At 33.7% G+C, this 23,016-nt stretch carries 28 protein-coding genes; 18 read left to right on the forward strand and 10 right to left on the reverse strand.

Features of this window, described 5'->3' with window-relative positions; translation table 11 throughout:
- Positions 1-32: 32 nt before the first annotated feature.
- On the forward strand, positions 33-419 hold the full coding sequence (gene apaG, locus AAC601_RS13190; RefSeq protein WP_303269490.1) for a Co2+/Mg2+ efflux protein ApaG: 387 nt from the start codon (positions 33-35) through the stop codon (positions 417-419).
- Between the two features lies 1 nt (position 420).
- Positions 421-1,200 carry a class I SAM-dependent methyltransferase gene (locus AAC601_RS13195; protein ID WP_303269492.1) on the forward strand — a complete coding sequence of 260 codons (780 nt, stop codon included), beginning with the start codon at positions 421-423 and terminating at the stop codon, positions 1,198-1,200.
- Here the strand turns inward: AAC601_RS13195 and AAC601_RS13200 are convergent.
- A complete protein-coding gene (locus AAC601_RS13200; RefSeq protein WP_303269494.1) occupies positions 1,197-1,781 on the reverse strand; it encodes an SAM-dependent methyltransferase in 585 nt (194 codons plus the stop codon). The two genes, AAC601_RS13195 and AAC601_RS13200, sit on opposite strands and share 4 nt — an antisense overlap.
- Before the next feature lie 116 nt (positions 1,782-1,897).
- Between AAC601_RS13200 and AAC601_RS13205 the strand changes: the two genes are divergently transcribed.
- Both AAC601_RS13205 and AAC601_RS13210 read left to right on the forward strand, forming a co-directional pair.
- The gene (locus tag AAC601_RS13205; protein WP_303269495.1) at positions 1,898-2,830 is read left to right on the forward strand and encodes a chromosome segregation protein SMC; all 933 of its coding nucleotides are present in this window, start codon (positions 1,898-1,900) and stop codon (positions 2,828-2,830) included.
- A gap of 38 nt (positions 2,831-2,868) precedes the next feature.
- Entirely contained in the window at positions 2,869-4,014 is a 1,146-nt protein-coding gene (locus AAC601_RS13210; RefSeq protein WP_340153529.1) for an acyloxyacyl hydrolase, read from the forward strand.
- A 465-nt stretch (positions 4,015-4,479) separates the two neighbouring features.
- Here the strand turns inward: AAC601_RS13210 and AAC601_RS13215 are convergent, their stop codons facing one another.
- The gene (locus AAC601_RS13215) at positions 4,480-4,923 is read right to left on the reverse strand and encodes a hypothetical protein (protein ID WP_303269501.1); all 444 of its coding nucleotides are present in this window, start codon (positions 4,921-4,923) and stop codon (positions 4,480-4,482) included.
- 142 nt (positions 4,924-5,065) lie between these two features.
- Here AAC601_RS13215 and rpsF point away from each other — a divergent pair, with 142 nt between their 5' ends.
- From rpsF to rplI, 3 genes are read left to right on the forward strand one after another with little or no spacing between them, the layout of a single operon-like run.
- Positions 5,066-5,437 (forward strand): 30S ribosomal protein S6, encoded by a 372-nt coding sequence (gene rpsF, locus AAC601_RS13220; protein ID WP_085515787.1) that lies wholly within the window; start codon positions 5,066-5,068, stop codon positions 5,435-5,437.
- Positions 5,434-5,691, forward strand: coding sequence for a 30S ribosomal protein S18 (rpsR, locus tag AAC601_RS13225; protein ID WP_013452439.1), 258 nt, complete (start codon positions 5,434-5,436; stop codon positions 5,689-5,691). Before rpsF ends, rpsR begins: the two co-directional genes overlap by 4 nt.
- A gap of 24 nt (positions 5,692-5,715) precedes the next feature.
- Positions 5,716-6,159 (forward strand): 50S ribosomal protein L9, encoded by a 444-nt coding sequence (gene rplI, locus AAC601_RS13230; RefSeq protein ID WP_303269507.1) that lies wholly within the window; start codon positions 5,716-5,718, stop codon positions 6,157-6,159.
- A 62-nt stretch (positions 6,160-6,221) separates the two neighbouring features.
- Here the strand turns inward: rplI and AAC601_RS13235 are convergent, their stop codons facing one another.
- The gene (locus tag AAC601_RS13235) at positions 6,222-8,774 is read right to left on the reverse strand and encodes a CHAT domain-containing tetratricopeptide repeat protein (protein WP_340153530.1); all 2,553 of its coding nucleotides are present in this window, start codon (positions 8,772-8,774) and stop codon (positions 6,222-6,224) included.
- Positions 8,775-8,777: 3 nt separating this feature from the next.
- Positions 8,778-9,698, reverse strand: a complete 921-nt coding sequence (locus AAC601_RS13240) for a hypothetical protein (protein WP_303269511.1) — start codon at positions 9,696-9,698, stop codon at positions 8,778-8,780.
- A gap of 348 nt (positions 9,699-10,046) precedes the next feature.
- Between AAC601_RS13240 and AAC601_RS13245 the strand changes: the two genes are divergently transcribed.
- Entirely contained in the window at positions 10,047-11,435 is a 1,389-nt protein-coding gene (locus tag AAC601_RS13245) for an ATP-binding protein (protein WP_303269513.1), read from the forward strand.
- Between the two features lie 44 nt (positions 11,436-11,479).
- On the opposite strand, the gene AAC601_RS13250 is transcribed toward AAC601_RS13245, so the two are convergent.
- Positions 11,480-11,752 (reverse strand): hypothetical protein, encoded by a 273-nt coding sequence (locus tag AAC601_RS13250; RefSeq protein ID WP_303269515.1) that lies wholly within the window; start codon positions 11,750-11,752, stop codon positions 11,480-11,482.
- 358 nt (positions 11,753-12,110) lie between these two features.
- Between AAC601_RS13250 and AAC601_RS13255 the strand changes: the two genes are divergently transcribed.
- The 9 genes from AAC601_RS13255 to AAC601_RS13295 all read left to right on the forward strand — a co-directional run bounded on the left by AAC601_RS13255 (position 12,111) and on the right by AAC601_RS13295 (position 17,086).
- Positions 12,111-12,449: a PadR family transcriptional regulator gene (locus AAC601_RS13255; protein WP_340153575.1), complete on the forward strand. Its 339-nt coding sequence runs from the start codon at positions 12,111-12,113 to the stop codon at positions 12,447-12,449.
- Positions 12,449-13,117: a hypothetical protein gene (locus tag AAC601_RS13260; protein WP_303269517.1), complete on the forward strand. Its 669-nt coding sequence runs from the start codon at positions 12,449-12,451 to the stop codon at positions 13,115-13,117. The genes AAC601_RS13255 and AAC601_RS13260 overlap by 1 nt, the downstream gene beginning before the upstream one ends.
- Positions 13,114-13,767, forward strand: coding sequence for a hypothetical protein (locus AAC601_RS13265; protein ID WP_303269519.1), 654 nt, complete (start codon positions 13,114-13,116; stop codon positions 13,765-13,767). Before AAC601_RS13260 ends, AAC601_RS13265 begins: the two co-directional genes overlap by 4 nt.
- A 112-nt stretch (positions 13,768-13,879) precedes the next feature.
- Positions 13,880-14,290 carry a 6-carboxytetrahydropterin synthase gene (locus AAC601_RS13270; RefSeq protein ID WP_303269520.1) on the forward strand — a complete coding sequence of 137 codons (411 nt, stop codon included), beginning with the start codon at positions 13,880-13,882 and terminating at the stop codon, positions 14,288-14,290.
- Positions 14,268-14,966 carry a GTP cyclohydrolase I FolE gene (gene folE, locus AAC601_RS13275; protein WP_303269522.1) on the forward strand — a complete coding sequence of 233 codons (699 nt, stop codon included), beginning with the start codon at positions 14,268-14,270 and terminating at the stop codon, positions 14,964-14,966. The genes AAC601_RS13270 and folE overlap by 23 nt, the downstream gene beginning before the upstream one ends.
- Before the next feature lie 313 nt (positions 14,967-15,279).
- Positions 15,280-15,990 carry an SDR family oxidoreductase gene (locus AAC601_RS13280; protein ID WP_303269524.1) on the forward strand — a complete coding sequence of 237 codons (711 nt, stop codon included), beginning with the start codon at positions 15,280-15,282 and terminating at the stop codon, positions 15,988-15,990.
- An 80-nt stretch (positions 15,991-16,070) separates the two neighbouring features.
- Complete coding sequence (locus AAC601_RS13285; RefSeq protein WP_303269526.1) at positions 16,071-16,511, forward strand: hypothetical protein; 441 nt, start codon at positions 16,071-16,073, stop codon at positions 16,509-16,511.
- A gap of 6 nt (positions 16,512-16,517) precedes the next feature.
- Complete coding sequence (locus AAC601_RS13290) at positions 16,518-16,766, forward strand: hypothetical protein (protein WP_303269528.1); 249 nt, start codon at positions 16,518-16,520, stop codon at positions 16,764-16,766.
- A gap of 59 nt (positions 16,767-16,825) precedes the next feature.
- Entirely contained in the window at positions 16,826-17,086 is a 261-nt protein-coding gene (locus AAC601_RS13295) for a hypothetical protein (protein WP_303269529.1), read from the forward strand.
- A 127-nt stretch (positions 17,087-17,213) separates the two neighbouring features.
- On the opposite strand, the gene hflC is transcribed toward AAC601_RS13295, so the two are convergent.
- From hflC to AAC601_RS13310, 3 genes are all read right to left on the reverse strand, one after another.
- Entirely contained in the window at positions 17,214-18,155 is a 942-nt protein-coding gene (gene hflC / locus AAC601_RS13300) for a protease modulator HflC (protein ID WP_303269531.1), read from the reverse strand.
- Between the two features lie 27 nt (positions 18,156-18,182).
- The gene (hflK, locus tag AAC601_RS13305; protein ID WP_303269533.1) at positions 18,183-19,172 is read right to left on the reverse strand and encodes an FtsH protease activity modulator HflK; all 990 of its coding nucleotides are present in this window, start codon (positions 19,170-19,172) and stop codon (positions 18,183-18,185) included.
- Positions 19,173-19,242: 70 nt separating this feature from the next.
- Positions 19,243-20,712, reverse strand: a complete 1,470-nt coding sequence (locus tag AAC601_RS13310) for a M20/M25/M40 family metallo-hydrolase (RefSeq protein WP_340153531.1) — start codon at positions 20,710-20,712, stop codon at positions 19,243-19,245.
- A 209-nt stretch (positions 20,713-20,921) separates the two neighbouring features.
- Between AAC601_RS13310 and AAC601_RS13315 the strand changes: the two genes are divergently transcribed.
- Positions 20,922-21,341, forward strand: a complete 420-nt coding sequence (locus AAC601_RS13315; protein ID WP_303269536.1) for a nucleoside deaminase — start codon at positions 20,922-20,924, stop codon at positions 21,339-21,341.
- On the opposite strand, the gene AAC601_RS13320 is transcribed toward AAC601_RS13315, so the two are convergent.
- Both AAC601_RS13320 and AAC601_RS13325 read right to left on the reverse strand, forming a co-directional pair.
- On the reverse strand, positions 21,331-21,948 hold the full coding sequence (locus tag AAC601_RS13320; RefSeq protein ID WP_303269537.1) for a hypothetical protein: 618 nt from the start codon (positions 21,946-21,948) through the stop codon (positions 21,331-21,333). The genes AAC601_RS13315 and AAC601_RS13320 overlap by 11 nt on opposite strands.
- Complete coding sequence (locus tag AAC601_RS13325; protein ID WP_303269538.1) at positions 21,945-22,919, reverse strand: alpha/beta fold hydrolase; 975 nt, start codon at positions 22,917-22,919, stop codon at positions 21,945-21,947. The genes AAC601_RS13320 and AAC601_RS13325 overlap by 4 nt, the downstream gene beginning before the upstream one ends.
- Between the last annotated feature and the right edge of the window lie 97 nt (positions 22,920-23,016).

The raw sequence follows: 23,016 nt of genomic DNA on the forward strand, positions 1-23,016 counted from the left end.
GCTTCATTCGTTGAATTACCTATATTTACATTATGGTTCAGTCAATTACAAGAGGTATACACGTAAGCGTTGAGACGGAATTCCAACCGGAGTACAGTAGTCCGGTTCAATTTCACTATGTATTTACCTATAAAGTAGTGATCGAAAACAAAGGAGACCAAACCGTGCAACTCCTTAGAAGGCAATGGTTTATTCATGACGCGGGTTCAGAAATAAAAGAAGTTGAAGGGGAAGGAGTAATAGGGCAACAACCTATCTTAGAATCTGGCCAAAAACATACTTATGTTTCAGGATGTAACTTAAAGTCCCCTTTTGGTAAAATGCATGGTTTCTATCAAATGGAAAGAATGTTAGACGGACAATTAATTGAGGTAAGAATTCCTGAATTTAATATGATTGCTCCTTATAAATTGAATTAAATTGAACCTCTTTTTAGTAAAAGAATACATTCGCTATTTCCATTTCAAAACAGACGAGCATTCACTTCATTCACTATACTTCTACAATTTCTATACAAACCTGATAAAAAGAAAAAAACATTCTAATGATTGGGAACCAATTGAAAAGCTTAGATCAGAATTGTTAAAAGATAATTCTGAATATAAGATATTAGATTTGGGAGCAGGTTCAAAAGTGGAAAAATCAACGGTTCGCAAAGTAAAATCGATTGCAAAACACAGTTTATCTAGCCCTAAGTTCTCTCAACTTCTTTTTCAATTAATCAGAAAATACAAATTCAGGAACATTATTGAGCTCGGTACAAGTTTAGGAATAAACACTGCATATATATCTAAAGCTGATGAAGACGCTGAAATCCATACTTTTGAGGCAGACCATAATGCGATGGCGATAGCAAAAAAAGTAAATTCAGCACAAAAAAACATAAAATTTCACAACGGGGACATCACTGAAATCTTACCAGCCTTTCTACAACAATCAAAAAAGGATGTCGACTTAGTTTATGCAGATGCAAACCACACTTATGAGGCAAGCATTCACTATTTTAACGTTCTACTCCCCTATCTTGCACCCAACTCGATTTATATTATGGATGATATTCACTGGTCAGCCGGAATGAAAAGAGCGTGGTTAGAGATTAGGCAAAGAAACGAAGTAAAATCTAGCATTGACCTTTTTGATGCGGGTATACTATTTTTTAATCCCGATTTTAAGAAGCAAAATTACGTTTTAGATTTCTAATTTTTAGGAACCATTCTTATAAACAACTCACTCCCTTGTCTTTCCGGAATTGAGTTATAGGCAGTATCCATTTTTAAAATATTAAAATATTTAGAAAAAAGGTTTTTATATTCCTCCTTATTTCCCCCGAAAGGTGGTCGATCATCAAAAAGTGGGATATCAAAAAGCAAACCTAACAATTGTCCCGTTGGCTTTACCAATTCATACATTTTCTTAGCATAATTCTCTCGTAATTGAGGCTTTAAGGCACAAAAAAATGTTTGTTCAATAATATAATCGTAGTCTCCTTCAACATCAAAAAAATCCATATTTAACAACTGCCCTTTAGGAAATTCTGGGTTATCATGAGAAAACTTTTTTAACGGAATCACAGAAAAATCTAATAAGTGAACATTTGTATATCCTTTCTTCCACAAATAGGCGGCTTCATATGCATTTCCGCACCCTGGAATTAATATCCTTGCATTCTTTTCCTCGACTGTTTCCATAAATTGAACGATAGCAGGTGATGGATAACCTATATCCCAACCGAGTTGATTACTTTTATATCTGTCTGTCCAGTAAGATTCATTTAACTCCATGCGGTAAAATATAATATTTGTTTAAATTTGTGGTTTGTATTTAACGAAGAAAACATACTATTTGTAGTATAAAAACTTAATTTCATCAGCAAACTTATTAAAAAGTTCGACCTATTATGTCAGAGGAATCAAAAAATTCAGCTTACAACCAATTAGAAAAAGAGAATAAAAGCTCTAAGAGAAATATTATTATCATTGTATTTCTTGTAGCAATTGTAGCGATAATTGGAGTCAAATTTTATCTGGATTCTGAGAAAGAAAATGAAGAATTACAACAAAATTTAGAACAAACTTATGGGGAGCTGGATAGTATCAGCACTCAATTAGATATGAAGATCGCAGAAATAGAAAGTTTGGGTGGAGACATATCAGAATTACAATTGATTCGTAAAAATTTGGAATCTGAAAAAGAAGAGCTAAAAAAATCTAATAATTGGGCTGCAAACCAAATTCAACGCTATAAGGATAAAGTAGGTGGTTACGAAGAATTACTGAACCTGCAAGATGAAAAAATAGCTAGACTTGAAGCCATCAATAAGGAATTGCTTTCTGAAAACACCAATCTGAAAACTGAGAAAAATCAATTAAATGATAGTATCTCTCGTCTTAAAAACAACAGAGAAGAATTAGAGGATAAAGTCGAAATGGCTTCAAGATTAAAGGCTGAAAATATTAAGATAATTGCAATAAATTCAAGAGGGAGAGAAAGAGATGACAAAGAATATAAACCTCGACATATAGAAAAATTGAAAATTCAATTCAATTTGGCTGAAAACAGTGTAGCACAACCAGAAGGAAAAGATATTATTCTTAGGGTAATAAACCCAATTGGCAATGCACTATTTGATGTAAACACGGGTTCAGGTTCTTTCATGATCGATGGAAAGGAAATGTTTTATACAGCGAAGCAAGAAATTCTGTTTGATAATACACAGCAGGAACTATCTTTTATTTATGACAGAGGAGAAGAATATGAGGAGGGAGTTTACCAATTAGAATTATACGCTGATAATTATTTGATTGGTAAAGAGAAGTTCTCCGTTAATTAATCATAAATATTTCTTTTTACTTTGCTAGTTCAAGGACCATGAGCATTAAAACATTTTGCTTATTAATTTCCATCATTTATTGTTTTGAGGCTACTGGTCAAGAAAACAAACGGTATGTAATTCCAGAAATACTAATAGGCTCAATTGTCCCCAATTACCTAAAATCCCCATCATTTGGTGTAAAAACTGGACTTGCTGTTACCTACTATAAAAGTGCCGAGGCTCAGACTGCAACCAATCAATACTATAAATATCCACTTTTAGGCGTACAAGCTGGATTTTACAATTTAGGTAATACGAAGGTCTATGGGCATGAAATTAATTTAATGCCAGTTTTAGGGTTGAGAATGAAAAAAGGTATGTTCCAATGGGGAATTGGAGCGTCTTATTTTACGAAAACTTACAGAGAGAACGAAAAGAATCAATCAATAGGAAGCCACTTTAATTGGGCATTTCAGTGGATGTACTATTGGTCCTACGATGTTTTCATGAAAAGAAACCTTCGACTGGGAGTTGGGTACAGACATTCTTCTAATGGACATGTTCAACTTCCAAATTATGGACTTAATTCTGCTGTATTTTCAATTGCAATCACGGCCAAGGAGCTCAAAACCTCCAGAAATGTTACCCGAAAAATAAATAGCAATCCAAATAATAGAACATTATTTATAAAAGCGCGAAGTGGGATTGGATTCCATGAATTTGGTAATACCACATCTCCGGTAGGAGGTGAAAAAAAACTTGTATTTAGTCAAAGCTTCGGAGTCGGAATTATTTTTAATGAACATTTCAGATGGTACGCGGGCTTTGGTACCCGTCATTATCAACATTTTGCTGATTCTATTAATAAAAGTATTGAATTACAGAACCTAAACGTTCATCCAAACAATCATTTTTTCTTGATGGGCGTTGAATATTTGATCTATCATGTAGGTATATCCATTGAAGGAGGAATCAATATTTCAAAGCCCTTTTACTATCATTTTTCTGAAAGATTTGAAAACACAGAGTCAGTGAAGTATACCCTTAAAAAATTATTTCCCAGCAGAATGGGCTTGAAACTATATTTAATAAATACAGCAAAAAATCCAAGACATAATTTCTATGTTGCAACTCATATTAATGCTAATTTTGGTCAGGCTGATTTTTCAGAAGCTAGTTTAGGGTACGTCCTTAATTTGTAGAATTATATCCTTAATTAAATTTTTATAAGCCAATTTTTTACTAATATTTGAAAAAATTCATTGCATTATACTGGCCCAATTGGAGAAAAGAAAGTTTTGAATAGATAATTACACGGTAATTTCAGGAGCTTTTCGTTCGACAAAATCGGATTTTTCAAAAATGATGAATGAAAGGAAACCATAATATGACACAGAGATATTCCCAAAGCGGTATTCAAATTGACTATATAAAAGTCTGTTGTGATATTCAAATTCCCCGTATTCAGCAAGATCTTCAGCACTCAAATCAAAATTCTGGTGACTAGCACCATAGTCGTTTGCAATACGTGATAAATAATCATCTTCACTAGGTACTAGGTACTAACAATACGAAAAGTATTAATAGGAAACACACTGACAGTAAAAGCTTTCTAGACATATTGCAAAAACTATCCTAGCTTAAAAAAGTTGGGAATAAGTCAATTTTTAGATGTCTTTACACTCTCCAGTATAATCTTCAACAAATTGAAATTCCAATTTATTGTCAGAGTCTATCATAAAAATTTCCAATACAAAAACCCCTTGAGCAAAGGTCTGTGCATTTGCATCCATCCATAATGTATCCGACTGATATACTATATTATCTGAAATTCCTTGTGCTAATATATATTCTGTGCTGATGGTATCTATATTGATCCAACAGGTATATTGTTGCAAAGGGAAGAAGCCGACAGAATCCTGGTATCCACCAATATCATAATAAAAAGTATCAAAATCCACTCCACTGTCATTAAACAAAGCTAAATTGGCATCACTATTATGAATTTCTCCACAAACCACTGGAATGCAAAGATCTTCGTTTAACTGCTCAAAATCCGAGCATGCAATTGAAACTAAAACAAGTATTGAAAAAGTAAAAATGTATTTCATAAATATTGCTATCAATCTTTAAGACATCCGAAATCCTTTAAAGGTTGCAAGAGGGGAATAATTATTCAATAAACTTTCGTTTAAATTTTGTTGTATTTAAAGATTATCACTATTTTTGCGCTTCAAATTAAATAAATAAAAAATGCAATTGAAAAATTACGAGACGGTATTCATACTTACTCCCGTTTTATCTGATGCACAGATGAAGGATGCTGTCGACAAATTCAGAAAAGTCTTAGAAGACAAAAAGGCTGAAATCATTAATGTTGAGCAATGGGGCTTGAAAAAATTAGCTTACCCTATTCAACATAAAAGTACTGGTTTCTACAATCTAATTGAATTCAAAGCTACACCTGAAATTGTTGCTGCACTGGAGTTGGAGTATAGAAGAGACGAAAAAATCATGAGATTCTTAACCGTTGCTTTAGACAAGCACGCTATAGAATACGGAGAAAGACGCAGAAAAGGCGCATTTAATAAACCTAAAGAACAAAAAGAGGAGGTAGCGAAATGACACTTCATAACGAGCCAATAAACCAGAAAAAGCAAGATAATCAAAAGAAATATTGTCGATTCAAAAGATACGGCATTAAGTATATTGATTATAAAGATCCTAACTTCTTATTGAAGTTTGTAAATGAGCAAGGTAAATTATTACCAAGCAGAATTACAGGGACAAGTGCAAAATATCAGAAAAAAGTGGCACAAGCAGTAAAAAGAGCAAGGCACATTGCTTTATTACCTTATGTTACTGATTCATTAAAATAATTAACCCAATAAAAATTTATAAAAATGGAAGTAATCTTAACACAAGATATAAATGGATTGGGCTATAAAAATGATACAGTAACTGTAAAGCCCGGATATGGAAGAAATTATTTAATCCCGCAAGGATTTGCAATTATCTCCAATAATTCCAATGCCAAGAAAATAGCAGAGAATATTCGTCAAGCAGCTCACAAGGCTGAAAAATTGAAAAATGATGCCGAAGATCTTGCAAATAAAATTGGTGATCTAACACTTAATATTAAAACTAAAGCTGGTGAAAGCGGTAAAATTTTTGGTGCTGTAACCACTCTTCAAATTGCTGACGCATTGAAAGAAAAGGGTTTTGATATTGACAGAAAGAAAATTGCTATTTCTGGTGACATTAAGCAATTAGGAGAATATAAGGCAGTAATTGATTTACACAAAGAGGTGAAAAAAGAAATTTCGCTAGTTGTGGAAGCTGACTAAGAACTAAGAAAATAAATTTTATTGAAAGCCTTTTGTAGTAATGCAAAAGGCTTTTTTATTGACTACTTTCCCCAAAGAATGAAAGGGGCCCAATAATATGGCGCATTATAGTCTGAATTAATCATGGAAAGTTTAGCATTCCTTAGTTCACTAGAAAACGAATGATTCGCTAACCCTAAGTCCTTTTGGTAAAATGATTGCATCAAATATGAGGTCGATTCATCTGCTACTTTCCATAGTGATAGAATCAAATTATCAGCACCTGAATAAGCAAAAGCCTGACCTAAGCCCATCACTCCTTCTCCCCTATTTATTTTTCCCAATCCAGTTTCGCAAGCCGACAAGACCACTAACTCAGCATTAATACTAAGCCCATAAATTTCTCCTACATAAAGCACGTTATCATTTGCCAGACTACTATTCTCCTCCTTTTTAAAATACACTCCTGATAAATCCGGAGATTCTAAATCAACAGTTCCGTGAGTAGCCAAATGAATAAATCGAAAGTTATCTAAAGAAGAATTTTTAAACTTACTTTTAGTAGCATCACTTCTTACAAGTGACTCAATTGATAACGACTGCTGGTCACACCAGCTTATAAAATGCATACTTTCTTGCTCAGAAGCTGGTAACATGGGAATCCCAGCTCCGAACTCCACTGGTGAAATCAATAAAGCTTCATTACCGTAATTTCTTGACTCACTAGCATGATACAATGTAGCTGAATAGACATAGTTTATTTCATACGATTTAATCAAATAATCTAACTCATAAAACCTATTGCTTTCTTGCTGGTCCTTTACTAATGCTTCAAATGGAATTGTACATAATTCACCGTCCGGAACAATGATTAATTTGTTAATATAACTGTTGAATTTGACAGGCAATAAATATTGATAAAGTTCATGCGCTATGGTTTCAAAACTCATCTGTAAATTGTAAGTTAACGTATTTCGATACGCTTTCAAATACTTTATTACTTCATCCAATTCATAAATGCGTTTATAGTTAATGCTACTTTTAGATATAATATAAAGATTAATCGTATTGCTTTTTGAAGCAAATGAATATTCTAAAATAACTTCATCACTACTTAACCTATTTTGAATATCAATGACATTTACAAATGATCCACGGTGTTTTAAATTGTAATATTCCGGATACTCCTGACCGAGTTCTTCAATAAATCTGTTGTGCTTCTGCTTTAATTGGAAATATTGATCTCTCAAGAAATTCAATTTAGAGACCTCTTCTTCTAATGCAATTTGAGTGTTTAAGTAAGCTAACTCACTAGAAAACTCCTTTTCTTTCTCTAAAATCTCCGTGGGAATTCCTGAAAAACTTTGAGCCTCAGACTCCACAACTGATGTTTTTAGTAGAGATGATTTTGACTTCTCTGCATATTGAAAGGCTTTTATCAAAAATTTGTTACCAAATAAAGTCACTTCTTGTAACTGTAAAGCAATTCTTTGCCCATCCTCAAAAAGTTCAGAGGCTAAATCGCTTAACTCCAGTAAATCCTTTTTATTGGTAGTTCCTGCCCGGATACTCTCCAAAACTTCTTCTGCACGGTCTACTGTTGTTAAAGCAGCTTCTAGATGAGATTTTTTCAATGAAAAGCCAAAATAATATGACTCTAAAATAATGGCTTTTCTCATTAGAAGTGTAAGTTGAATATTAAGCCTATTGGCATCTTCGACCTTAGGATTTTGATTAAAAGACACAGAGCTAAATTCAAAACTGTTGGCTTTCAAAGCTTTTTGAATATACTTTAGTGATTTCTCATAAGCTTTCTCTTTTACGGCTAATTCTGATAACTGAGCAAATACATTGGCTAGTTCAGAATTACGTTCACCATAATTTTGAAGATAAATAGATTTGGCTTCATTGAGGTAATCTTTGGCCAACACTAATTGATCAGTAGCAAGATAAATACCGCCTAAATTTGCTTTGATAAATGCTTCAGTTGGTAATCCCTCTTGATGATTAGCTTTCCATCTGGATAGAGCATCATTTAATATTCTAAAAGCTTCAATTTGATTAGCCTGCTTAACTTCAGCCAAGCTTATATTAATCGAAAGCTGAATAATTTTATCTAAATTTTCATCCTCAAAGTCGGAATATATAGCTAAAGCATTTTTGTAGTAGTCTACAGCTTTCTTTGGTTCAGTACTGACATAAACCAATCCAATATTATTATAAATATCAGCTATGTTGGCCCTATCAAGTCCTTCAATTCTTTTGTATTCAGCCAATGACTGCTGTAAAAACTCGAGTGCTCGATCCCTTTTTCCTTGATTCCATAAGATCAATCCATAATTTTTTAACCATCTGGCATAAAGCTCAGGCTTTTTGTGATTTTGGATTTCATCATTCTCTTCAAACGATGTAAGCAGCTTCATTGCTTTATCATTCCTTCCTTTCAAGAAATATAATTCTGCCAGTAACAAGTTCACTTCATGAGAAGTTGAATCGGAATCTAAATTATCAATCAGAATGTCAATATTTTGGCTGCGGCTTTTAAATATCGTGGCATGGTAGTGCTCTGATAATAGCTGGCTAAAACCTAGAAATGGTAAAAATATCAGGTATATTAAAAAATAATATCTTGACATAATTTAAAAGTTAAAAGTGTAATTAAGATTGATTACATGCTTTCTGGTGAGCCCGTCTGGGTTAACTTCCCGATCCGTTATTCTGTGACCATAAATCAAATGAACACTAGAAAATACGTTAAAACTGTAATTTACACCAAAGAGTGCTGACAGTGCTAATCCAGTGGTGCCATCTATCTTTTCGTATTCATTGGTTTCGTTCAAAGCTTGATCCTTGGTGATTCTATAAATCGGTAATAAACCAACATTAAAATTAATTCTTGACATTCTGAAATTTCGTTCAAATCGCATCATCACATCTGCACCCCTTCGTAAGTCCCTACCGACATCATGTCTTCTGACATAAGACATGCCACCTTCATACCAACTCCAAGAATCAACCGAAGCATCAAAGGAATTCTCATTTTGATGGATTATTGGTTTTTGCAAGCCAACAGAGATCAACCATTTTCTATTTATAAATGAAGCTCCTGTTACCAAATCATATGTACCAAGAGATGTTTGATAGTACATAGGGTAGACAGCATCTTGTCCAGGTACAGTAATATTGGATCTATTGCTTGGGATTTTCGCCCCCAATGTTCCCATTATATCCCATTCTGGATTTGTATATAGATTTTTGGTTAAACTTAATGAAATATCTCCTATTCCTGATGTTGTACCAAAATTTCCATCTATATGCATATATGGAACTTTTACCTGAAGTTCATATTGACCACCGATCGTTAAACCAAAATCAAAAATTCCTGCTCTTATCAGCGCAGAAGTATTGCTTTGACCTTCATAAAACGCAACTGAAATTGAACGTAATTTTACAGGTACATTTTTATTAAATTCTTGACTTGGTTTCATTGCCCCCATCGTACAAAATCCGGCATCGCTACACCCTTGCCCGTGTAAGAAGTACGACAGTGGTAATATCAAAAAAAAGCTAATTAATCTCTTATATACATGCATAAACAAATAATTTGCAATATAAAAATAGCTTAATTAATTGAAAATGTAATAAAAACTAATGTAAATATGATTACAGGCAGCTTCAAATATATTATTTGATTACAAAATTCTATATTCGCAGGAGCCTAGTGACGACTTTGCTGATAAAAAAAGTGAGATTTTTATCCCTTTACAAAATTTTAAATGTAATATACATTAAGAATTAAAAGAGTATAAAATATAATGTTAACTACTTACAAGTAGTAAAGACTTCCTTATTCTAATTTATAGTTTTATATTAGAATCTAAATATTAATAATTTTTTAAACTAAACTAATGAAGTACTGGGGGGCGTATAAAGTTAGGATGGCGCAGACTATTTTAGGTCAAACTGACACCAATCAAAATCTAAAATATTATCGAAATCAGCTGTTCTTTTACCTGATACTGTACACTTTTACTTTTTCACCCTTAGCAATAATACCAGGAATAATTGCGTCATATCATACAGGCTTTATCAATCTCCTCATATTGAATATTGCATTTTTTTTCGTCCTACTAATTCTCGCATTTGCCAAACCCATTAAAATTGAATCAAGGAAAGTAATTTTAATTATTAGTCTTCTTACGGTCTCCTGGGCTTTAATTTTCAACCTTGGTCTGGAAGGGCCTGGAATGATGTATCTCTATTCATGTATTATAGTGACATGTTTGATTCATTCTGGAACCATTGCCTACAAATTGATTCTGATTAATTCATTAATTTTAGTTTTAGTGGGACTCAATATTGAATACCAGTGGTTAAACCTCCAGTTGACAAATGAACAAAGCATGACTACATGGTTTGGTATTACTGTAAATCTAATATTTGTCAGTATTGTTATTGTAGCATGCTTTGAAATGATTTTTAGGAAAATGGATATTATCATTCATCAGCAAAGGACACTGAATGAAATAGTTAAATCAGACAATAAAAAAATGAAGGACACCCAAAACATCCTTCAAGGGAAAAATGAGGAATTGAGTCAGTTTGCACATATAATTGCACACGATTTAAAGGAACCATTGAGGACAATGCAAGCTTTTTCTGATTTAACCATTAGTAAATACAAAGAATCAATCCCTGAAAGAGGACAAGAGTTTTTAAATCATATCAAATCCTCTTCTATTCGAATGGCGCTTCTATTGGATTCCTTATTAGAGTACGCTCAATTGGGAAAAGATAAGAAAAAGTCAACCTTCTCAGTCCATGCTCTAATGAAAGAACTCGAACAAGACCTTAGTCAATTGATTAAAGAAAATAAGGCTAGTATAAATTACGACCAGTTACCAGAAATAACTGCTTATGAAATTGAGTTTAAACAGCTTCTCCAAAATTTGATAGCTAATGCCGTGAAGTTTAAAAAAGAAGATGAAAAAATTACAGTTAACATTGAAGCAAATGAAAACAGTCAATTTTGGGAGTTCTCAATTCAGGATAACGGCATAGGTATCGACCAAAAACACCAGGAAAAAATATTTACAATATTCCACAGATTACATAAAAATAGATTTGCGGGCACAGGTTTAGGACTGGCTAATTGTAAAAAAATAGTGGAAATGCACAATGGTAAGATTTGGATTGATTCTGTACCCGAAGAAGGGAGCACATTCCATTTTACTATTAACAAAAACCTACTTTCTCCTGAAGAAAATCAAGAGAAACACATTTCAATTACAAAATGAAAGGCAATTATCAAATGTTATTAAATATATTATTTGTTGAGATTCTAGTTAGATAACAAATCATTTGTTGGCGTTTCTATCTTATTGAAATGATGCTTAGTGGTCTGAAGAAAGGAATTACAGGATTGAACTATTAATTTGTAAAAGATAGAAAAAGCTGTTTTGTCACGATTCTCAATTGTTACTTCCACTTTCTTGAACATTAGATTAGTCATAGTCCCCACTAATTTGGAAATCCCAAAGCATTCATCCATCACATTTGCAGCTTCTATTTCCTCGATAGTTTCTTCAATTTCATGTGCATAGCATTCTGACATCTCCCAATTTACACTATTGACAACAAAATACATTAATGACTGTATCGCTGCGAATAGCCCATCGCAATAGCTAATTCACCGCCTTCCTCTTCCGCTTGACTAAAACTAGTTTGAACCATTTCATTTCTTTCTGCTTCACTGTTGCTAATTGATTTTGGAGTGTTAAATTAATTCATAACACCTATTACTGATGTAATAAAAGCTAATTCCAAGCTGACTAAATTTCTATTCATACTCTCTTTTTTTCGATAATAATTACTGTTCAAATTTAGAATTGCTTTAAGTGGGTATGAAAACTTTCTCAAATATTTTAATACCTAATTTCCCTATGCATAAGAAAATTTTGTATACTTGCAACATGGCAAATCAGCAATTGATAAAAGGAAGTCTGTCCACCATAGTTTTACATCTTCTGCAGAACGCAGGTGAGATGTATGGTTATGAAATTACGCAGAAAGTAAAGCAACTTACTGCTGATGAAATCAAGCTAACAGAAGGCGCCCTCTATCCTACTCTCCATAAACTGGAAGCTGAGGGCACTTTGACTACTGAAAGCAGAAAAGTAGATGGAAGAGTAAGAAAATACTACAGACTTACAGAAGAAGGAAAAAAAGCCACATCGGAACGAATGGAAGAATTAGAGGCATTTCTGTTGAACATGCAACGGGTCCTAGGATTTAACTTGAAATTAGGATAATGAAGACAATAACTCAAGAACAAAAAGATCAGCTAGCTAAACACATTGCTAATAAGCCGATTGATTACATAGAATTGTATAATGAACTCTACGATCATTATGCTTCAGCTTACGAAACAGGTGAAAAAAATTTTGAGGAAACTTTAGAACAACTGGACGAGCACTTTCACTTTCAAAAAGTCAAAAGGATCAACGATAATTTACTAAAAAAAACTAAAAAGTCTGTTAATGATATCTATTGGAATGAATTCAAGAACTTTTGGAGATGGCCTCAGATTCTATCTACCTTAGGAATCCTCTTTCTTGCTATTTTACTAATGGGGTTTATACCAGTTAAATCAATAGTTTGGTATTTTTTGGTTCCAATCTTAGCGCTTAATGTTGGATTACTTATTTATGGTTCAATTTTAATGTACACCAAAAAACGAGGAAAAAAACGATTCAAATCAGCACATTTCAATGCTACTCAACACTACCTGAGCTTACCGACCACGATATTTAATTTAACTATTTTTTTACCGGTCTTAGTTTTAGAGCCTGGAAAACCTACGATTAGTATTTTCGAAACCTACCCTATTATCGTACTGCTTTTATTAATGCTGTTTTTTACTTCAGTCTATATTGGGATGAAAGTATTTAGAACTAAAATTAAGGTACAATACTTATGAAATTAGCACCCCACCAGATTGAGCAAATTAAATCCTGGATTTCAAAGAGAGGATTTACGCATACAGATGTGCAATACGAAATCATAGATCATGTTGCTTCTGCAATTGAAAGTAAGATGGAAGAAAATCCTGATATTGAATTGGAAGATGCTTTTAGCCAGGTGCATAAATCATTTGGCATATTTGGTTTCGCAGAAATAGAGGAAGCAATTGTAAATCGGCTTAACAAGGAATTGCTTCACTCCTACTGGCAGGCACTGCTAGCAATATTTTCTACAAAAAGGATGTTGATCCCATCATTAATCATCGTAATTCTAAGTTTGGTTTCCGTTCGCTTGCCTGAATACTTTGATTTGGTGGTTCAAGGCTTACTAATGGCATTCATGACATTATATTTAACGTATACATACATTACCTATCGTTCAAAAAAGTATCTGAAAAATTATATCAGCTTCAAAGCCGCTTTTGCTATTGTTCCCTTATTAGCCGTAAATGTTTTTAATTTAAGATTCCTTTACCTTGATAAAGCAAACCAGTTCTTGCCGCTCTTTCTTATCTCTATCATCATCTTTTCTGTTTATGCTGTCCATTTAGGTAGCCAACGCATCATAGAGAAAACGGATAGATTACATAAACTTTATAAAGATTAAGACATCATTGCAAATAATGACATATAACGTTTAACTTTTTTATATATTTATTAAACACTTCAAACTCTTCCGTGTTATTGCCGTATATTTGACCTTCAATAAATAAATATTAATGCAAGTATCAGTTTTCAGGAAAGAACATTTTAATGCGGCTCACAGGTTAAACAATCCTAATTGGTCGGAAGAGAAAAACCAGAAGGTTTTTGGAAAATGTAATAATCCCAATTTTCATGGACATAATTATGAACTTATCGTTAAGGTAACAGGAGAAGTTGATCCTGATACTGGATATGTTATGGACATGAAAGTATTAAGTGATTTGATTAAGGAAAGAGTTTTGAATCGGTTTGATCATAAAAACTTGAATTTAGATACGGAAGAATTCTCCAAGCTCAATCCAACTGCTGAAAATATTGCAATCGTAATTTTTAATTTATTGAGGGAAAAAATTGATCCCAAAAAAGAATTAAAAATTAAGTTGTACGAAACGGAAAGGAACTATGTCGAATACCCATCAGAATAATAAAGAATTGGAAAAAATTAATGATCTAGAAGAATTTGGAGATGATCATGTAGCCTCAAACTTTGAGACTCCTTTAAGAGCAGATGCTTTTGAAATGGACGATGATCTGAAAATGGAAATGATAGCAAAGCATTTCAAGGAAATCATGCACATTTTAGGAATGGACTTAGGTGATGACAGCTTAAAAGGCACGCCTAACAGGGTTGCTAAAATGTATGTCAAAGAAGTTTTCAGTGGATTGAATCCAAAAAACAAACCGCAACCTAAGCTCTTTGAAAATAAATATAAATATAGCCAAATGTTGGTGGAGAAAGATATCACTTTCTATTCGCACTGCGAACATCATTTTGTTCCAATATATGGAAAAGCCCATGTAGCATATATTTCTAGCGGAAAGGTAATTGGTCTTTCTAAAATCAATAGGATTGTACAATACTATTCTAAAAGGCCTCAAGTTCAGGAGCGATTGACGGTCCAAATTGCTGAGGAATTAAAAGAAGTGATGCAAACGGAGGATGTTGCAGTAGTAATGGACGCCAATCATATGTGTGTTTCTTCTAGAGGTGTTGGAGATACCAACAGTAGAACAGGTACCTCATACTTTGGGGGTAAATTCAATGATGAAGCTACGAGACGAGAATTTTTAGATTATATCAATTCTCCCAATAATAGTTAATACCAAAATTTATTACTAACTGTAAGCCCGCTTAAATATCAAGTGGGCTTTTTTTTTGATTTAGAATGATCCTCAGCAAAAAACGCAAAACTTGGTAATGACATGAGATCCAGATTAAATCAAGCATTAATCTGATCAGTGCGAAATTGAGACAATTTCCTACCGACTTTTTTAAGAAAAAGAAGAATACCAGAAACCTCAAGATGCTAGATAAAATTGGAATCACTACATCATTATAAAGGAAATTACATTTAAATAAACATTAGCCCTTGTTCAATGTTAAATACATAATAATTAAACAAAAAAGAACATTATGTCTTTCAAAGATAAAAATATTTTAATCGTTGGCGCAAGCTCAGGCATTGGCTTAAGCTTAGCCAAGAAATTACAAAATGAAGGAGCAAATCTCATATTAGCATCTAGAAACAAACCTGATTTTCAGGGTGACTTTCAATACATCAGGTTAGATGTTCTAGAAATGCAAGATGAACTAAAAGATCTGCCAGAAGTGCTACATGGTTTAGCATACTGTCCAGGCAGTATTAATTTGAAACCTTTTCAGAGTATTAAAGAAAATGATTACATCAATGACTTTCGTCTAAATACTGTTGGTGCAGCGATGGTCATCCAGCAATCTTTAAAGTCACTGAAAAAGGCCGATGGGGCAAGTATAGTCCTGTTCAGCACAGTGGCAGCAAACACTGGTTTGTCCTTTCACGCCTCTATTGCTTCTGCGAAAGGAGCACTACAAGGTTTTGGTTTAAGTTTGGCTGCAGAATTAGCAAGCAAAAAGATTAGAGTTAATCTGGTTGCCCCTAGTTTGACGGACACTCCAATGGCTAAAAATCTATTATCTACAGATGAGAAAAAAGAAGCCTCAAATAAAAGACACCCAATAGGCAGATATGGAACCCCTGATGATATTTCAAATGCAGCAAAATTTCTACTCGACAGCGAAAATAGTTGGATTACTGGTCAAATCATTGGAGTAGATGGTGGAATGGAAAGAATTAGAAATATCTAAGATTTAATCAAACAATTGAACCTCCCTGTAGGTTATTTTTCAATAACAATATTTTTATAATCAACACAACTTTTACAAATATGAGTAACGATACAGAAACAATCACGGACAGTTTACAAGAATATCACACAGGTACACATGCCAAAGTTTCTTTTGTAGAGGGAAAGCCAGTTGCTATTGTTGAAGCAACGAGCACATACATACCTATAGAAGAGTTTAAAGCGATTTTCAATACAATTGGAAAGTTAGTCGATTCCAAAAAAATCGCAAAATTGATTTTCGACAAAAGGAAACTAACAGTTTTTCACCAACCTTCAATGGAATGGTATTTTACAGAATGGAAAGAAGAAATGTGGCATAAAGGATTGAAGACGCATAGGAAAATATTGCCAGACAATAAAGTTTTCCAACAAAGTGTAAAAATTGGTAGGGAAAAAATTAGAGAAGAGAATCCAAACTTAAAATTTAACGAAATGGACATCCAGTACAAGAATTCAATCCAAGATGCCATTGATAATTAATAAAATATGTCAAAAAGCACTGTAGAAGAGTTAAAATTAGAATTAGAAAAGTCAAATAATGAAATAAAACTCTTAAAGTCGAAGTACGAAAGTCAGGTTGGTGAACTCAGAAGCGAGGTTTCCTATCTAAAAGAGCAACTAATGGCTCAGCAGGATATGCTAAAAATGGCCGTAGATTACGCCAATAAATTAGGTAAAGAATTAAAAGGTCTTAAAAAGAAGATAGATTCAGGTAATTTTCAAAGCATACATTAATTTGCTTATCGAATCTCGAAAAATTGTAACAATTTTGAAAAACGGTTAAGTACTGTTGTATGAGTAGAATTCCAGAATCATATTATTTTTACCAAGATTTATTACGTAAATCCAAAGAGGAAAGGGCGAAGCTAAAAAAAGAGTATACAGAAAAAATAAATGGGCTTCAGGATGAAATTTCTTTTCTGAAAGAGCAAATTAGTTCGCAGCATTCCATGATCGAACAGTCAATTGATTACGTTATGAAGTTAGAACAACAGCTTAAAACTTTTGACTTAGAAATTTCAATAGATAAAAAAGACGAAGAAAAAGATAAATAACATATTATTTACGGTTTATTACTAATGCATCTGTTTTAAAATGGATGCATTTTTTATGTTCAACCTTAAAAAAAACATCTGCCTTCGGAGCAGATGTTTTTGTGAATATAGATTTCAACTGATTCTATTAATCCATGGATTTTAAGTATTTATAGAGATCACTGTCAGTAGATAAAATAACAGTAGTTTCATCATTAAAAGTCTTCTGGAAGGTTTCCATGGACTTTAAGAAAGAATATAATTCTCTCGAGGCATTGTTTTTATTGTATGCATTGGCATAAATTGCGGCCGCCTCGGCATCAGCTTTACCTTTTATCTGTTCAGCTACTTTGAAAGCCTCCGACTGAATAGATTTAAGTTCTCGTTCTTTCTCACCATTAATTCTTGATGCTTCCCCCTGCCCTTCTGAACGGAATTTATCTGCAATTCTGAAACGCTCACTTTTCATTCGCTCATAAACTTGGGTTCGGACTTCTTCTACATAATTGATCCTTTTGAAACGGAAATCTAATATTTCAATTCCTAAATCTTGAGTTTGAAGATTAGCCGATTTCTGGATATATTCTTGAATACTGTCACGACCAACATTGATTTGAACTAAACTGTCATCTACTATTTCGCTTATTGCACCGCTTGAAATAGGAGTTCTATTGCTAGTTCTAACCGCTTCTTCTAAATAGTTGTTTGCTATGAAATCACGAGTTTCGCCATCCAAAATATCATCTAAACGAGACTGCGCCCCACGCTCATTTGTTAAACGCTTATAGAACTGTAGAGGATCTGTGATTTGCCAACGAGCGTAAGTATCCACAAAAATAAACTTCTTATCTTTTGTTGGTACTTGATTAGGATCACCATCCCATTCTAAATATCGCTTATCAAAGAAATTAGCAGTTTGTACAAACGGGATCTTAAAATGAATCCCTGCATCTTTAACGGCATCTCCCACAGGTTTACCAAATTGTGTAATAATTACCTGCTCCGACTCTTTCACTATATATGCACTCTGAGCAATTACTATTAAAGCAACTACTATTATAACTAATATGGTTATTAATGATTTTTTCATATCTTCTTATTCAATATTTAAAAATGACTACTGATTAATCTTGCTTCCTGATTGAGTAGCCATGTTTAATAATGGCAATACATTCCCTCCTTTATCATCAGTAATAATTTTATCACCTAATTTTGGTACTACCTCCTGCATGGTTTCCAAGTAAATCCTGCTTTTTGTAACTCCAGGAGCTTTTACATATTCAGTGTACAATTCATTAAATCGAGCTACCTCACCTTGTGAATTATTAACTCTTTCAGTTGCATAACCCTCTGCTTTTTGAATAGTCTCTTCTGCCTGCCCTCTTGCTTTCGGGATAACTTTGTTGTATTCTGATTTGGCCTGATTAATCAAAGTCTCTTTCTCTTGCTGCGCTTCATTTACAGCATTAAAAGCTGCTCTTACGGGCTCTGGAGGAGTCACATCTTGTAATACCACTTGTTCAACCCTAATTCCCAATTCGTAATCATTAGAAAGCTCTTGGATTAGTACTTTCAGTTTTCCAGCAATTTCAGCCCTACCTACCGTCAATACTTCATTTACTGTTCTATCTCCAACAATTTGTCTCATTCCTGATTCAGAGATATCTCGGAGTGTATTTTCAGGATCTCTTACTTTAAAAAGGAAATTATAAGGATTATCGATTCTATACTGAACTACCCATTCCACATCAGCTAAATTCAAGTCTCCGGTTAACATTAAAGACTCCCCTTCTGCTCCTCGCTTGGTAAAAGTTGATTGTACTCCAGCACTAGTGGTTCTAAATCCGAACTCCTGCTTTTGTTGCCGCTCAACGGGTACTTTAGTCACTGATTCTACAAAAGGGATTTTAAAATTCAATCCTGATTCAAGTGTTCTATTGTATGCTCCTAGGCGAGTTACAACCCCAACTTCTTCTGCTCCTACTTGAAAAAATGTACTAATAACAGCTGTTAAGACCACTACCACTACTACAATCAAGCGTATGTTTTTTACTATTTTTTGAAAGGACTCTTTTGCTTTGTCCCCGTCAAATTCAAATTCTGCCATAAATATGCTATTTTATTGGTTAATTGTTTTTACTTAATGCGTTAATAATCCTTTAATTTTTCATTCCCATTCATTCTCCCCATTTCCATTCGTTTCCTAATTCCAATTCATCTTTCAGTCCCTGCTCAATTAAAAACTGTCGGGTCTCCTGGAAGTCTAATTTCTTTGCTGGTATTTTATCAGCATTAGCTAATTCCCACAAAAACATACCTCCGAAACGAACAGTATTCTTAAGATGTTCTTCATTTACTAGAGAAAAATCATCACCATTTGAATGATAATAACTATATACTTTCCTTTCTAAGTTCCCAACCAAACCAACAACAGGAACTCCTTCCATCATAAATGATTGGTGATCACTATGCAATCCAGCCTTATTGGCATTTGTATTTTCATAGCTAGAGTCCACAGCTTGTATTTTTTGTCCAATTGCATCAAAAATCGGCATCATTTCATTTCTACCTGCCGCATTAAATCCTTTCGGGTTTCCGCTCATATCAATATTCATCATGTATGCTACCTCTCCCAATTCGCCTTTGTCAGCCAACATTTTTACCATTTCTTTGGACCCTAGCAAGCCTTGCTCTTCACCCATAAACATTACAAACTTAATGTTTCTCTTTGGTTGCAAATCAAGTATCTTGTACGTTCTAGCTATATCCAATATAGCAGCAATGCCAATTCCATTATCAATGGCCCCTGTCGAAAGATCCCAACTATCTAAATGACCTCCTAAAATAATATTTTCATCTGTCTTTTCTGTTCCTGCTAAAGTTGCGATTACATTTCTGGATTTTATAACCTCACTTTTATTACTCATTTGAATGTGAGCATTGATTATTTCTCCTTCCGCTAATTGCTTTTTTAGCTCCATACCTTTTTCATAACTAATGCAAATGGCTGGAATATCAATCAAACTGCCAGTAACGGATGCCGTACCTGTCAGTAGTACTCCGCCAGGAACCTGGTTTGTTATGATGATCCCCTTGGCGCCATATTCTATCGCTAATGCTGTTTTCTCCGACCGATGAATGTTTTTTAAGCCTTCTGGACTTCCATCCAAAATCCCAATATAAACTAAGGCAATCTTACCTTTCACCTCATCTTTTAAGCTATCAAAATCAGCTCTAAGTCCGTTATTAACATCAATAACTTCATGTTCAATATCTGCTGAAACAGGTGAATGCCCTAAAGAAACAACTTCAGCTACCTCATTATCGTTAACTTCAAGACTCACTGAGTCACGAGCCCACGCTTCCACTTCAAATTCATGATATTCTACGTCTTCAAAACCATATGACTTAAAAAGATTATAAGTATACTCTTCTGCCTCGGCACCGTTCTTGGATCCCGTAAGACGATGCCCAATTTCGGAAATCATCTTCTCCAAATTGACATATGCTTTACTGTTTTCTTTTACTTCAGTATTAATAGATGCCAAAACATTCTCGTCTTTCTCTGTCTTAGTTTCGCATGATATAAACAGGAAAATTGGTAGGCTTAGTAGTAGTAGTTTAATAGTATTCTTTGTATTTTTCATTGCTATTAGTTTAGAAATTTGAAGTTAAGCAAATCTAATCACAAAATAGAAAATGTACATACCTTTAAAATAAAAGCTAAAAAAATCAGGTTAAATCGACATATTCCTACTAAAAAAATGATTTTAGAAATTCCCTTCATGCTTGATTCTGATAGGCTCCCTTTGCAAGCTATGAAAACTTATGATCAACAAAAACAAAATTTAAATACATGAATACTCAATTTTGGATGAAAATGGCAATTGATTTAGCCAAAGAAAGTAAAACTCCTTTTGGAGCTATAATAGTAGACCCAGAAGGTCAACACGTCAGTGGATACAATACCACTATTCATGATGGAGCAGTGGCTCATGCAGAAATAAATGCCATTAATAAACTAAAACAATTGGATCATGATAGAGCAGAAGAATTGATGATAATCACCACTGTAGAACCTTGCCCGATGTGTATGTCAGCCATCATTTGGGCAGGGATTGGTGAAGTAATCTACGGTTGTGACATCCCTACGGCCTCGAAATATGGGAAACAAATTAATATTAGAGCAAAACAAATAGCAGCAGAAGCCTGGTTTGGACCCATTATAAGTGGTGGTATTTTAGCAGAAGAATGTGAGGATCTTTTTAAAAAATAACTGAAGCCAAATATTTACGGAAAGCAATAAACTCTTCGAGTTGATGTTCTGGTATTTTATGAGCTTGCAATTCTTCATAGTAATCATAAAAAGTTGCTTCAGTCATCTGCTCGTGTAAAATCAATCTTAACAAATAACTTCTTTGACAAAGTTTGAACAAGTTTTTAGGTCTTAGATTTTCAGCGAAAATTAAATTCTGTATATAATCGGACAGAATTTTCAAATCAGTGAATTCATCCAACCAACTGAAGCCTCTCTTAACTAAGGCGCTTTCTATTTCATATAAAGCTTTGCGAAGCTCAACAGTATTTTGAATAAAGCTTCTTTTTGAGAGCCCCTCTGATATTTGACTAAGGTTTTCCCAATAAGTGAGTTTCAGATTTGTAAAATCTTGATTGTAAAATCTAAAAATTAAATCTTCTACTTGATCAATTGTTAGTGCTAGTTGAATTTCCAGCATTAAACCATCTTCGTAGGGAGTGATATTACCAACAATTATTTTACGTCCTTTTAAAAAAGATTGATGGAAAGCATCATAGCCTTCCATTTTGAAATATTGAAAGTCATTAAAAAAATCTTCTAAATTCTGAATGACTTCCTTTTTCATTGATATACCCTCAAAGTTTCATTAAAAAATGTCAATGCTCTTTCCTCAGCATAGGTATAAACTTTTCCCATTTGTAGAAAGCCAACATGACCTCCGTGAGTGGTTAGCTCCAGTAAAATGTTTTGGTTTGCTTCTGCCTGTGATTCTGGATAACAATCACCAGTTAGCATTGGATCATTTAAAGCGTTTAAGATTAAAGTAGGAACTTTTATATTCATCAAATGCGGAAGACACTGCACGCTATCATAAAAATCTTGTGCATCTTGGTATCCAAATATTTTTGCAGAATAGTGAGTGTCAAAATCATGAAAATCTCTGAATGACTTCCAATGCCTAATCTCTAGTAAGCCAGGGTATTGTTCATTTTTTTGTCTTAACTTAATATCTAACTTCCTCATAAATCGATTTTGATAGAACTTATTTTTCTTCAGAGCAAGCATTTTTGAGCTACTTGATAAATTACAAGGAACACTCACTGCCATAGCCCCTTTAATTTGAGGATATAAATCCTGGCCGTTTTCGCCTACATACTTTAAAGTCAAACTACCACCCATACTAAATCCTATGAGTACAATTTCCTTGTAGCCATTTGCTATTGCTCTACTCACCACTTCTTCTACATCTTGGGTGAATCCATGGTGATACAGAAACTTTTTACGATTCATTTCGCCACTGCAACTTCTACAATTCCATGCCAATACATCCCAATTATTTTGAGAAAACAGTTTTGCAATCCCCTGGATATAGGGTCTATCTGAACTTCCTTCTAATCCATGAGAAGCAATAATTAAACGAGAATTATTATTCTTAACCCAATCAATGTCCAAAAAATCGCCATCCTGAGTCTCTATCCTTTCTCTCTCGTATTTTACTCCTTTTACTTTTCTGATGGCACTAGGAACTATTGTTTCTAAATGCTGATTGAAAAGGTAAAATGGGGGTTTATAATGGGTGTTCTTGATTATTGGCATTCATTACTATTTTAAAAGGATCGAAGATAACAAACTGCGGGCGTTGACACATTGTAAAAGCATAAAAAAACCCAATTGTTTCCAATTGGGTCTGGAA

The sequence above is a fragment of the uncultured Marivirga sp. genome (assembly GCF_963974845.1).
Classification (GTDB): Bacteria; Bacteroidota; Bacteroidia; order Cytophagales; family Cyclobacteriaceae; genus Marivirga; species Marivirga harenae.